Annotated in this window: 8 protein-coding genes; all 8 read left to right on the top strand. The window is 62.3% G+C overall.

Annotated features, from left to right (window positions below; translation table 11 throughout):
- Positions 1–19: 19 nt before the first annotated feature.
- The 8 genes from IMW82_RS13110 to IMW82_RS13075 all read left to right on the top strand — a co-directional run bounded on the left by IMW82_RS13110 (position 20) and on the right by IMW82_RS13075 (position 12,570).
- Positions 20–1,057 carry a DUF4326 domain-containing protein gene (locus tag IMW82_RS13110; protein WP_211004793.1) on the top strand — a complete coding sequence of 346 codons (1,038 nt, stop codon included), beginning with the start codon at positions 20–22 and terminating at the stop codon, positions 1,055–1,057.
- A 166-nt stretch (positions 1,058–1,223) separates the two neighbouring features.
- The gene (locus IMW82_RS13105; RefSeq protein WP_211004792.1) at positions 1,224–2,051 is read left to right on the top strand and encodes a hypothetical protein; all 828 of its coding nucleotides are present in this window, start codon (positions 1,224–1,226) and stop codon (positions 2,049–2,051) included.
- An 83-nt stretch (positions 2,052–2,134) separates the two neighbouring features.
- Positions 2,135–2,488: a hypothetical protein gene (locus tag IMW82_RS13100; protein WP_211004791.1), complete on the top strand. Its 354-nt coding sequence runs from the start codon at positions 2,135–2,137 to the stop codon at positions 2,486–2,488.
- A gap of 135 nt (positions 2,489–2,623) precedes the next feature.
- Positions 2,624–3,016: a hypothetical protein gene (locus IMW82_RS13095; protein WP_211004790.1), complete on the top strand. Its 393-nt coding sequence runs from the start codon at positions 2,624–2,626 to the stop codon at positions 3,014–3,016.
- A 40-nt stretch (positions 3,017–3,056) separates the two neighbouring features.
- Positions 3,057–6,185, top strand: a complete 3,129-nt coding sequence (locus IMW82_RS13090; protein ID WP_211004789.1) for a DEAD/DEAH box helicase — start codon at positions 3,057–3,059, stop codon at positions 6,183–6,185.
- Complete coding sequence (locus IMW82_RS13085) at positions 6,178–6,447, top strand: hypothetical protein (RefSeq protein WP_211004788.1); 270 nt, start codon at positions 6,178–6,180, stop codon at positions 6,445–6,447. Before IMW82_RS13090 ends, IMW82_RS13085 begins: the two co-directional genes overlap by 8 nt.
- A 118-nt stretch (positions 6,448–6,565) precedes the next feature.
- Positions 6,566–11,296 (top strand): RHS repeat-associated core domain-containing protein, encoded by a 4,731-nt coding sequence (locus IMW82_RS13080; RefSeq protein ID WP_211004787.1) that lies wholly within the window; start codon positions 6,566–6,568, stop codon positions 11,294–11,296.
- Between the two features lie 782 nt (positions 11,297–12,078).
- Positions 12,079–12,570, top strand: a complete 492-nt coding sequence (locus tag IMW82_RS13075) for a hypothetical protein (protein WP_211004786.1) — start codon at positions 12,079–12,081, stop codon at positions 12,568–12,570.
- Positions 12,571–13,299: the final 729 nt, after the last annotated feature.

The raw sequence follows: 13,299 nt of genomic DNA, 5'->3' as shown, positions 1-13,299 counted from the left end.
GTGCGGAATGGGGACGGACGTGACAACGGGATCAGGTGTGGTGCGCCACTGGAAGCGCGAGGGTGCCGATGTGTACATCGGTCGGCCCGGCCCGTGGGGCAACCCGTTTGAAATCGGAATCCACGGCGACAGGGCAGCCGTTGTCGAGCGCTACCGCGCCTGGTTGGCGGCCCAGCCGCACCTGCAGCGCCTCGCGCGCCGCGAATTGCGCGAGAAGACGCTGGGCTGCTGGTGTGCGCCACAAGCCTGCCACGGCGACGTGTTGGCCGCGGTGGCGCAAAGCACTGGCCCTCGGGAATCCTGCTTTGTCTTCGGTTCCAACTTTGCGGGTGTGCACGGTGCTGGTGCCGCGCTGTTCGCGAAGCGTTGGCGCAGCGCACAGGTCGGGGTTGGCACGGGCTTCACTGGCCAGGCCTACGCCATCCCGACGAAGGATCACGCTCTCAAGCCGCTCCCACTGGCGACCGTCAGTTCCGGGATTGCCAGGTTTCTCGACGATGCTGCGGACCATGCGGACACAGTGTTCGAAGTCACCCGAGTCGGCTGCGGACTCGCCGGCTGGCAAGACTCCGATGTCACCCCGCTATTTATGGACGCACCGGCGAACGTGGATCTGCCCTACCGCTGGCAGCGGATGCGGGACCCGGCATTGCCGCCAAGGGTCATCGTCGCCGGGTCCAGGGGCTTCGACGATCTGGAGAATCTCAACGCTTCCCTGGATCGCATCCTTTCGCGGATGCCCGACGCGGTGATCGTCAGCGGTGCTGCAGAGGGACCGGACACGCTGGGAGAGCACTACGCGCTTGCCCGGTGGCCGGATCGGGATGTGCCGTTCATGCGCTATCCGGCGGAGTGGGATCGTTACGGGAAGGCCGCCGGGTTCATTCGCAACCAGCAGATGGCCTGGGGAGCCTCGCACCTTGTCGCGTTCTGGGATGGCCGCTCGCCAGGCACCAAATCCATGATCGGGCTCGCAGCGCAAGATGGTCTATTGACTCGAGTTGTCCACATCGGAGTGAGGTCGGACACCGACAAGGCGGGCCTTGTACGTCCTTGAAATGTATTGTGATACCAAATGTTATCCACAGATCGCACCCCACAAGAATCGGTCGGCTACCGACCGAGCGCCGGAGACTTCCGTTCCCACGGACGCTTTCGGGCCGATCTTTGACAGATGCTTCTAGCGCCTACGGTGCTGGCACCACGTCCACCGAGGCTGACCCGTGAATCGTACCGATGCTGATGCGATCGTCGATCGCATGCAGGAGATGTATCAGGAGCTCGACGCGGCTCTGCGCTCGGCAGAAGTCGTCGCCGTGAAAATGGAAGCCATCAGCGAGGTTGGAGCGGGATTTCAACATGCCCCGCGCCATACGAACCCTTTCCGCTACTTGAGGGCTTCCGACAAGGTCGCGGAGCAGCGCCGACAGCTGGCCAAGAACATCTTCCGGGACGTGAAGGAGCTGGTCGGAGAGGCTTGTGCGATCGGCAGCACGCCATTGGTGGTCGACGACGAAGGACTGCTCCGCGAAAAGTGGTTGCCGGAACGACGCGTGGCCGACGGTTTCAGCCCCCGCGCCGTATTCGACGATCTCTGGCGTGCGACGGCACCATCGGCCACGGAAGACGCCAGCCGGCAAGTGGCCAACGCGTTCATCCGGGCCTTTTGCCTACGACCAGGCAAGGACGTCAAGCGCGTGGGTGGCTCGATCGTCCTGGAGGTCCGGGTCTACGAGTGCACGATCTTCAAGAGCGTGGGTCAGAAGCAGTACTCCAGTGATCAGCCGATCCGCGAGGGTGTCGTCGCACTCGCAGGTGTGCTCTCCATGATGGACCCCTCGCAGACGGACCGGCTGTCGCGCGAGTTGGACCGTATGCCGCGAACCTTCTATCCGGGCGGTCGTCCGGCTTTCGCCTTTGCGACCGACGGCGGAAACATCACGGTCAGCACCTTCCTCGGAAAGGCCGAGTTCCGCGTCCCGGCTGAAATGGCCCAGGGCATCAACGCGTTTGTCGCGGAGCACGGAACCACGTGGCGCGACGCAGCCTGACGGTCCTGCAAACGAGCCACTTTGCCTCGCTCTGCACTGCGCTACCGTGCACGCATCAGACACCCCACGACATGGAGTCGCGCATGAACTCATCTACCGGTAGTCTCGCCCTCCCATTTCGCATGCCCGCGGAGTCCGCGGCAACCGTTCACCACCACGGCGTCGGTTGGGTAGGCGACCTCGTTTCGCAGGTGCGCAAGGTGGCACGCGCCTGTGCCGAGCACGGTTGCCGGCAGTTCGCCATCCACGTCGATCTGACGGGCTCAGCGGAGCCGGCGATGGATAGCCTGCGCATTGCGGCCAACCTGTTCTTGCGTGCATTCGAGCTGGCGTCGTCCTTGGTCGGCCGCACCCGTGCGCTCCTCGACCCAGCCGTGCAGGCCATGCGCCGTCGCTACATCATGCTCAAGACTCGCAGCGCGACTCTGGCCGCCTGACGCTAACAGCCATCCCAGGGTGAACGCCAGGCACGCTTTGAATCATTTATGATTCACGGCACCGCCAACTAGGGAAAGCACGTCGCTGACCTCAGCCAGTCAGGCCCGACCTCACCGAGATCAAGGATGACCTACATGAGCTACGAACCCCATCAGAAAGTCCACGTGCAGGTGACACAACGCATTGAGGATTTCAATGCGCCACGCCACGATGATCCTCGCTTTCCCCGCAAGCAAATCCGATCGTTTCTAAAGTGCCACGGGTATCGCGGCGTCGCCCTCGATGCTGAGTGTGATCGCGTCATGGCAGGTCCGCCGCCTCAACTGATGGTAACGAGTCCGGCCGAAGGGATCCTGCGCAAATATCCCTACGGTTGGGAACACCGTCATCTTCCGCGTTTGTGGAGGCGAATGTTTCACGGAGCGAAGAAAGAGATGACCATGGTTCTGCCTTTCTGCGTCGATGAATTCCATACCCATACCCTCATTTTTGCCCCACCCGGTGCCGGCAAAACATTCTCGATCTGACGGAACTTTGGCGCATTGCGTTTAGTGATGTCATGGAGGCATGAACGCACAGCCTTCCTGGTACGACACCCTCCGCAGCATCCAGTCGCTCGGCTCCACTGCCGCCCGGCCAGGTTCACTTGCCGGCCTGCACGCGGCGCGCCAGGCACACGCTGGCCAGTTCTTCACCCCAAACGATATCGTCGCGCTGCTGTGGCGCATCGCCTTGCCGGCGATGGACCGGGCGCTCGCCGCTGAACCGCGGGGTCGCATCGCATTGTTCGACAACAGCGTCGGCAGCGGTCGCATGTTTCAGTTCGCCGACCCGGATCGTCACCAGCTGTCCGGGTGTGATCCGCACAAGCCGTCGGTGCTGGCGCTCGCGCAAGTCGCGGAGGCGGCAGGCTTCCACGTGGACATTCACGCTGCCAGCATGGAATGCGTCCGCGCTCACGGATACAACGTGGGCCTCATCAATCCGCCGTTCTCCCTGCATCTGGACTCCCCGCTGTTGGAGCCGTTCCTGTGCACCACGCGCGGTGCCTACGGCCCTCATTCTTCCTCAGTCAGCCATGCCTACGCGCTGGAGCAAGCGCTGTACGCGTGTCAGATCGTGGTTGCGGTCGTGCCGACGAGTTTCGCCGCACAGGTGAGGCAGACGGACGATAGCCGGCGGTTGCGTGCCGTGATCCGCTTGCCCTCAGGCAGCTTCCTTGCTGAGGGCACCGACGTGGATGTTTCGGTCGTCGTGTACGGAAGTGATGAGCAGGAGTCCGCGCCGGTAGCCTTGAAGCTGGTCTCGCTGGTCGATCCACTGCCCAAGCTGGATCTCGACTGCTTCTGCGCCCACGAAACGCGCGCCGACATGCACGTCGTGGGGATGGAAGACGACGACCCGGCCGTTTCGCTGGCGGTCACTGGGAACGCGCGCGTGCGGATCGTGCACGACGGCCGCAAGCTGTTCTTGGGCTTCCACTGTGGGTTGGTCGAGGCCAAGTGCCGCAATGCCCTGATGCGCCATCGCCTCAATCCGAAGCGCCCGGACGACGGCCGCTATCCGGCGGGCGTGCGCTTCGCCGGTCAGGGCGTGCTCGACCTGGAGCTCTATCTCGCCCAGCCCGATCCGATCCGTGCCTTGTCGGAAACCCTGGACGTCATCCGGCATGCTGGCGGTCAGCCGGAGGTCGATCCCGGTCTGCTCGGTTACCTGCGCCGCCGGCACCGTGCCCAGCGCCGGCAGGCCACACCCTTCCGGCGCACCGCGCTCGTCGCTGCCGGTGAGAACGGTACGGGCACCCTGGTCGCCACAGCGCGTCGGTCGGTCCAGTGCGACCGCACGAAGTGGGGATCGGGCGTGTTCCGACAGGGGGCGGAAGTCGCTTTCAGTTTCGTTGCTGGTACCTACGAGGCCAAGCACCCCGGCACGGGTGAGGTACTGCGACTGGAGGGCAAGGCATTCCAGGCGGCGTTCGATGTGATCGGCGAGGTGACGTCGGAGGAGCGCTGGACGCCGATCTACGCCGGCCGCGAGGCGGCGTTCCCGAAGCTGGGTCGCGACTTGCGTCTGTCGTTCACGCGGCAGGGTATCGACCGCGTCACCGGATGGGACTTTCAGATCGACGATCTGGTCGACCTGCGACTGGCGCGCCACGGCATTCTCGGATGGACGATGGGCCTGGGGAAGACGCGCGGCGCGCTGGGGCTTTGCCTGTCCGGCGGCGACCACAACCTGATCATGGTCGAGGCCGGCTTGGTCGGCGAGCTCGTCGAGCAGATCGAGGAGGTCGGACTCCCCGCCGACCTGTGGCAGGTCATCGTCTCCCCGGAACAGTGCGACGACCTGCACAAGATCAACATCATCAGCTACAGCCGCGCACGCATGCCGGTTGCAACAGGGGCAGGGCGTCGAACCTATGCACGGTTGCTGCGCCGGCGCATCCACACCCTCGTAGCCGACGAAGCGCACCTGCTTCGCGCACCGGACACGGAGCAATCGCGTGCGGTGCACATGATCAGCCCGAAATGCCGGTTCCTGATGACGGGTACGCCGGTGGCCAACTATGTGCGCGATCTGTTGGGGCTGGTCCGCTACGTCGGCGGCGACGGCACCGCCATTCAGCCATTCGGATTGCATCGTCCGCACCTGACCCAGGAGCTGCTGCGCGACATGACCATGGCGGCGCGCGGGACGGACGTATTCCGCGAACGGCACGTGGTGACTGAGTGGGTAACCCATACGTTTGAGGACAACCTGACGCGCGGCGCAAAGCGCGAAGTGCCGAAGGTACGCAATCTTGGCGAACTGCGATCGTGGGCCGCGCCCTTCGTTCTTCGCCGCGTGGCCGGTGAGCCGGAAGTGGCCAGATACGTGCACACGCCACCGCACTCCGTGGTGCATCACGAGGTGCCGTGGGACGACGAGCACCTGGCCTACTGGCTGACGGTGGCCGACGACTTCAGCGCCTGGTACCGGGACATGCGCAGCAAGAACGGCGCGAGGGGAATTCAGATCAACCTCGTCGCGCTGCTGGCACGCATCGGCGCAGTCCTGATGGCGGGCAACTATCCGCAGCACGGAGTACCGGGCTTCCCGTACCGCGGTGGCCTGACCAGCAAGCAACGATTTCTCATCGACCGCGCCGAAACGCTCACCAACGAAGGTCACAAGACCGTCGTGTTCGTGAAGAATCCAGGCATGGCGAACCTTGTGGCCGCGCAGCTTCAGCGGCGTGGTATCGAGGCGATCAGCTTCACCGGGGAAACGAGCGTGACGGAGCGCCGGGCGCTGCTGAAGCGCTTCCGGTCGAGCGACGTGCCTGTGCTGGCCGCGACGTACGGTGTGGGGGGCACGGGGCTCAATATCCCGGAGGCCGACCGCGCCCTGCTCGGGGCCCGGTCGTGGACGACGAAGGAAGAGAACCAGGCTCGTCACCGACTCCTGCGTCCGCAGCAGACAAGAAACGTGGTGATCGAGACGGTGGAGCTGCCGGGAAGTCTCGACACCTATCAGGCCATGATGCTGCGCTTCAAGAACGATGCCACCAACGCGGCGGTCGACTTCCTGGAGCCCCAGTTGGAGGAAGCTGAATTTCAGCATATGGACAGCATCATCGACGACTTTGTCGCAAGCCTGGCCCAGCGCCACGGCATGACCACTTCCGATTTCCGCAGGAGCGTCCGCTGTGCATGAGTCCAATCTCCCCACGAACGTGCAGATCGGCGATACCCACGTGACGATCAAGCGGTCGGGGCGTACCGGCACCACCACCGCCGTGATTCTAGGTCGCGAAGAGACCAAGGAAGGCACCCTCATCTGGCTTGATCGCGTGGTCCACCACGGCCGGTCCGAGGCATTTACCGACGGATGGCACGGCGAGGGCGCGGTGGTGACCGTTCTGTCGCAGACCCAGCCGGTACCGGGTGCCAACCAGGTCGAGCCGAAGCCGGCCTGAAAGTCGGAATTCGACGGGCCGTCCAACCAGTCGTACACTGGTGCTCGCCAGAGACGCCTCTGGAATGCGGCCCGGCTGGGCTGACGGTACGACCCACAATTTGGAGCGGTAACCCCACATGGATGTGCGGCGCAATCTCATTGCTTTCCTTGCCTGCTGCCTGGCCACATCGGTCATGGCAGCGGATGTCCAGTACACGTTCAGCGGCACCAACTACCCGAGCCTGGGTGCCGCCGAGGCGGCCATGCGCGCTGCCAACCCGAACTGGGCAAGCAGCCTGCACGTGTGCAGTGTTGCCAACGGCACCAACCTTGCCTCGATCACGTATTGCACGTCGCCACAGGCGGCGCAGTACTGGATCAGCGACTACTCATCGCCCGGCATCGGAAGTCCCGGCTGCAGCGCTACGACCGGACCGTTCGTCAACTACTGCAATTCCGAAGGCATGCTGGTGTCCGCGCTGTCGTCGCGTGCTGCCGATGGCACCACGACCTGTCTGGTCGGGCAGAGCGAGTCCGGGTACTACGCGTCGTCGCCGAACAGCTGGACCACGTCGTATTACACGGTGGGCGGGACGAACGTCTACTTCGCTGACGCGAGCTTCTACAGCGGATATAGCACGTCGCGCTGGGTGACCTTCGAGACTCGCGCCTGCTCGGCGTCGAGTGGTGCGCCCACCAGTCCGAAGTACTACGAACTCCGCCTGGATGAGGCTTTCCAGTGTCCGGCCGGATTCACGCCGGACATCGGCACGCCGCTCGGGCAGTTCCCTTTTGTCTGCAAGGGCGGGTCGGTCACCATCGTCAAGCATGCTGCCGAGAACGTCACCTCGTGCCCGCACACCGCACACCCGTGCGCACCGGCCACCGGCGAGAAGCTGCTGACCGAAACCGACTTCACCTGGCGCGGGCACACGTTCACGCGGATGTATGCGTCCGGACATGAGACACCACCCACTGCCGGCATGGGAACGGCGTGGTCCCACGGCTGGGCCGACTCGCTCATTCCACCAGTGCCATCGCCAACGCCGACAGCAAGCTGGCGCAACGGCCGCAACGACCTGGAGACCTTTGCTTACGCCTCCGGCAGCAGCACGACGATGCTCTCGAAATCGACACCGGGTAGGACGCTGCAGAAGGAAGCCGACGGCACCTGGCTCCTGAGCGATACGTCCACGACGGTGCGGCACTTCAATGCGGCTGGCCAGCTGATCAGCCTTGGCGACGTGAATGATCCGACCGGCCAGCTGTCGTTTGCCTACAGCAACGGCCAGATCGGCACGGTCACGGATGGTACCGGTCGGCAACTAACCTTCGGGTACACCAATGGATTGCTGTCGTCGGTTACCGACGATGCAGACACGGCGTTGGCCACTTACGGCTATGACTCAGCGGGAAGGCTGGCCACGGCCACCTATCCTGGCGGGAAGGCGCGCACGTACAGCTACGGCGAGGCCGATCACCTGTGCATCAACGCCACGGGTTCCTGCCAGGCCAGTTACTTCACCAACGCGCTCACCGGTGTGACGGACGAATCGAATCGTCGCGTCCTCGATGCCACGTATGACGAATCGGGTCTGGTGCTGAGCAGCACCCAGCCGACAGGATCGAGCAGCACCACGTTGTCGTATCCGGCGGCGTCCAATACGACGGTCACGCAATCGGGGCAGGGCACCGTCGCCTGGACTTTCACTACCGACCCAAGCCGCCGTCCGCTGACGCGCATCGTCCACGACGGCGCACGCCTGGTGAGCACCGAGACGTGGGTCTACGGGGCTGGCAACAGTTACATGGCGTATACCGGTCCTACAGGCGCCATCACCAAGACGACGTACAACTCGGCGGGCCTGGAAAGCACACGGATTGAGGCCCAAGGTCTCCCCGAGCAGCGCACGATCACCACCACCTGGAGCACGGGCGATGTGCCGCAGGCCACGGGTGTCACGGTCCAGAACGCGTCAGGCGCCACCGTCGCCCAGACGACCACGACGTACAACACGCGACATCAGGTCAGCACGATCACCGTCACCGACCCGGTGCTCAGCACAAGCCGCACGACAACCCTGACGTACTGCGAGGCCGCGGATCTCGGGGCAGGCGGTTGCGCGCTGCTGGGTCAGCTCAAGACGGTGACTCGCCCGAACGGCGGGGTGACCACATACGCCTATCGCACCAGCACTGACCCGGCCGGGACGTACTTCACCGGTGATCTGTACCAGGTTACCGATGCTCTCGGTCATACCCGGACGTGGCTGAGCTACGACGCCGATGGTCGCCCGACCCGAACAGCGGATGCCAACGGCGTGATCACAGATGCCACGTACACGCCGCGGGGCTTTCCCGCCACGTTGACCGTACGCGCCAACGCCGACGGCAGCGCGTCGCCACAAGACGCCACGACCACGCTCGGAACAGATGACGAAGGTAACGTCACCAGCACCACCGATCCGGACGGCGTGACCACGACCGTGACGGTCGACAGTTCCGGCCGGCTCAGCGGCATCACGGACGCGCTTGGCAACCGCCTGATCTATGGCCTCGACACCGCCGGCGATCGCACGAGTGAGACCGTGAAGGATTCGGCTGGAACCGTGCAGCGCTCGCTGACCCGGACTTTCAACACCCTGGGCCAACTGCAGACGGTCGTCGATGGTCTCGGTCGGACTTCGCTGACCTATCCCTCCATTGACGGGTACGACGCAGCCGGGCGGCCGGTGCACACGATCGACGGCCTCGGCACGGAACGCCGGCAGGCCTACGACGGATTGGGACGCCTGAAGACGTCCAAGGAGGACACCGCCGGCATCGATCCCGGTACCGCCAACGCGCAGACCGCCTTCGCCCGAGATGCGCTCGACCATCTGACCGGGATAACGGACCCGGCGGGCCTGATCACGACGTACAGCCCGAACGCTTACGGCGACACCCTGCAGCGGGTGAGTCCCGACACCGGGACCACGACGCTCACGGTCGACCCCGACGGCAACCCGCTGACACGCACCGACGCGCGCGGCGTGACGGTGACCTCGACATACGATGCGATCGACCGCATCGCCGCCTCGTCGTATCCCGACAGCACCCTCAAGGTGACGTACCACTACGACGAAGCGGACGCAGTCACCGGGTGCACGGGTTCGTACCCGATCGGCCGACTGACTCGGGTGATCGAAGCAACCGGTACCGCCACGGTCTACTGCTACAACCGGCTCGGCGAGGTCACGCTCAAACAGCTGACGGTCGACGGCGCGATGACCTCGACGGCATACAGCTACACGCTGGCCGGACGGCTCAGCGGGATGACGTACCCCAGCGGAGCACAGGTGACCTACGGGCGGGACGGCGACGGCCGCATCAACGCAGCGACGTTGTATCCCGCCGGCGGCGGCTCAGCAGTGAACCTGGTCACCGGAACCACTTACGAGCCCTTCGGCCCGATCGCGAGCTACACTCTCGGCAGCGGTCAGACGGTGACCCGGACCTTCGACAGCACCGGACAGATTGCGAGCGTGAGTAGCGCGGCCCTGGATTTGGTGTACAACCGCGATGTCGAGGGCAACGTCACGGGCCTGTCCGGCTCGTCGACTACAACCAACGGGTTCGGTCTCGATGCGCTGCAGCGGTTGACGGTGGTGACCGACGGTACCGCTACGGCCTTGGAGTCGTACACGTACAACACCACCGGCGATCGACTCAGCAAGACGACGTTTTTCCAGGATGGCGGGACGTACGCCTACGGCACCGGCACGCACCACGCGAGCGCGATCGGTGTCTACGGGCGCACGTACGACGCCACTGGCAACACCCTAACCGCAACGATGGCCGCGGAGCCCTTCAGCTTCCGGTACAACAACCGCAACCGCCTCGACCAGGTCACGCGCAGCGGCAACGTGGTGGGTACCTACACCTTTGACGCCTTCGGCCAGCGGGTGGAGAAGATCGCCACGTTGCCAGCGGCAATCACCAAGCGATTCGGCTACAACGAGACGGGTCAGCTGATCGCGGAGGAGTCGAATGGCACGTACCGGGAATACGTCTACCTCGACCAGCTGCCGGTGGCCGTGATCGACACTGGTTCCGGCGTCAATCCGACCACCACGGTCAGCTACCTCCACGTCGACGCGCTCGGTACGCCGCGGGTGGCCACCACCAGCACCGGAACTTCAATCTGGTCCTGGCCGCTGTCGAACAACGCTTTCGGGGAACAACCACCGGTCGACATCGGTGGATTGGGATTGAACCTCCGCTTCCCCGGCCAGTACTACGACGCCGAATCCGGTCTCAGTGACAATATCCAGCGTGCGTTCGACGCCGCGCGCGGTGGGTACCTTCAGCCAGATCCAATCTGGCCCTATGGCGGATTCACGACTTTCGGCTACGTAGAAAACAAACCATTGACGCAGGCCGACCCGCTTGGTCTGGAGGCTGTGGCATTCATCACGCATCGTCATGTAAAGGCGGCGGACTTCGGTTACTCGACGCCATGTCAGACCAAAGCGGAGAAGGAATTTGCCATTAACCTAATTCCTTTTGTTGGTACAGGGTATGACCTCTACAAGCTGTTCAACGGAGACGGCGGTCCCTCAGAGGTAATTGACGGCATTGGCACTACAGCTGAAGTTGGCGCATCTGCTGCCGAGAAAAGTGCCACGTCTAGCAGCAACAAGGCGGCCCTATTGCGGTCGGCGGGAATGTATAACCGTCGGCAGAGGGAACTTACAGCCTTTGCAAATGCAGACCGGCAAGTTGGGAGCGTTCTAAAGATCGGTGTTCATTCACTGTCAACTATAAGCTTCGTTCTCAACGTATACGAATACAAAAAGGCGTACAACTCATGTCCATGCAATCAATAGCCAACAACAACGCCAAGCGTCTTGCAATGGTCGCCATGGTTTGGGCTTTTATCCAAATAATCACGGGGTACGTCACCACATTGCCGCGAAACGCTGCGTTGGTGGTCTGCGCATTCTGTGCCGTTGTGACGTTGGTACTTTGGTTGTTGCTACCGTGGCTAAGGAGAAACTCTAAATCAAAAACGATCAGTCTGAGGTTCTATATGTTCATTCGCTGGTCTGTCTTGGGAGCGTTCATCTGTGGATTCATACTACCGCTGGTATTCGGCTATTTGACAGGCGACAAGATCAAGCTCGCAGTGGTTGTCTTTCTCGGAATATCGTCTTTTTTTTCCGTGGTGCTAGCCTCGAATTTGTATGGAAAGTCTGTTTCTGAATATTTGGACCGACATTGTCACCTTAACGAAACTCTATAAGCGTTGGCAGTCGGCGCGAATCCGGTTGAATCGGACGATAGGCGCGGGCCAGGGTTACTTGCGTTTGAATACCACCAAGGCCAGTCTCGGGCTCTATGCAGAGCAGCGGCTGAAGATTGCGGCTGACGGCACCCCGCACGGGGTTGGGATATACCTACCCAACTGGTCAAACTGGCATTAAGTGGTGAGAAAAGTATGTCTGGAGTAGGTGGGACGTCACCAAAGACGAGAGTTCAAAAAGTTGTATGGTGGGTTGCCTTTTCGATTTGTTTTCTGTTCGTCCTGTACGTGCTGGTAAAGAACTGGTGACGTGCTCATGGTGAGTCCGGGCACCGTCACCGCGACGCTAACATTAGGACTATTGTCATGGGGACACTAACTAAAAAGCAGTGGGCGCTTTATGCGTTCTCAGCAGTCCTGACCCTAGTAATTCTTAGCTTGGGCCGTGACGAGATAACTACCTCGATCACGGGTGCCCAACCGGACAAAGTCGGCGTTCAAGAGTTGCGCAGCGAGCTTCAGAAAATACCACTTTTCCAAGGCGACCACTGGAGGGAGCCTCCGATCGTGTACGACAAAGGAGTTATTACTGGCGTCACCGGCCACGTTCTATCGTCGCAGCCACCTGAAGTCGTATTGCCCTACTACAAAACACTGTTACCGACTCTTGGCTGGACTAAGGTGAAGGATGAAATGCTGGTCGACGGCAGACATCTAATGTATTGCAATCAAGGTATTAGTTTGAACATTGACGCAGCAGAAAGAAGAGAGGGTACTGACTATTATTTCGGGTTGGTCTGGACAAAGTACAAGTCAAGCGACGCTTACTGTCCCCAGGCACCACCAGTAACCAGCTGACGGTCGACGGCGCGATGACCTCGACCGGTTACAGCTACACGCTGGCCGGACGGCTCAGCGGGATGACGTACCCCAGCGGAGCCCAAGTCACCTAGGGGCGCGACTGCGACGGACGTTTCAACGCCGCGACGCTGTACCCCGCCGGCGGCGGCACCTCTTACGAGCGGTTCGGCCCGATAGCGAGCTACACGCTCGGCAGTGGCCAGACGGTCAGACGGGCGTTCGAGAGTACCGGTGATCGTCTCAGCAAGTCGACGTTGTTCCAGGACGGGGGGGACGTGCAACTGCGCCGGTTGCGTGGAACGATCGGCCGCCAGTATTCGCTGCTACCGGGGGGCATTCCGTGAAAAAGATGGACGCAGGTTGGATCATGGTGATCTCTGTTCTGTTTGCAATGCTTTCGGTCATATTGCTCTCATTTGCAGTTCAATGCGCTTGGCTTTCCTCAGCAAATGATTGCGACGTTGATTGTGCCAATCGAGCAGTCCAAATTGGCAGGCTGATGTGGACACTGTTTGTAGCTAGCGCAGTGGGCTCGATGTTGTCGCTCGCGTTCGGCTTATATCTGCGAGTTAACAGGGCCAGAAAAAAATGATGTAGTCATGCTAACTGCACTCGACGGTCTCGGCACCGAACGCCGGCAGGCCTGCGACGGCCTGGGACGCCTGAAGACGTTTATGGAGGCGGTACCGCCAGATCGAGTTCACTCGCGACGCGCTCGACCGCCAG

The sequence above is a fragment of the Rhodanobacter sp. B2A1Ga4 genome, assembly GCF_018101315.1.
GTDB classification, from domain to species: domain Bacteria; phylum Pseudomonadota; class Gammaproteobacteria; order Xanthomonadales; family Rhodanobacteraceae; genus Rhodanobacter; species Rhodanobacter thiooxydans_A.
This window is presented reverse-complemented; position numbering and strand designations above follow the sequence as displayed.

Coding starts and splice junctions, on each gene's coding strand:
- IMW82_RS13075 (WP_211004786.1), top strand. CDS start 12,079: ATGGGGACACTAACTAAAAAGCAGTGGGCGCTTTATGCGTTCTCAGCA.
- IMW82_RS13095 (WP_211004790.1), top strand. CDS start 2,624: ATGAGCTACGAACCCCATCAGAAAGTCCACGTGCAGGTGACACAACGC.
- IMW82_RS13080 (WP_211004787.1), top strand. CDS start 6,566: ATGGATGTGCGGCGCAATCTCATTGCTTTCCTTGCCTGCTGCCTGGCC.
- IMW82_RS13100 (WP_211004791.1), top strand. CDS start 2,135: ATGAACTCATCTACCGGTAGTCTCGCCCTCCCATTTCGCATGCCCGCG.
- IMW82_RS13090 (WP_211004789.1), top strand. CDS start 3,057: ATGAACGCACAGCCTTCCTGGTACGACACCCTCCGCAGCATCCAGTCG.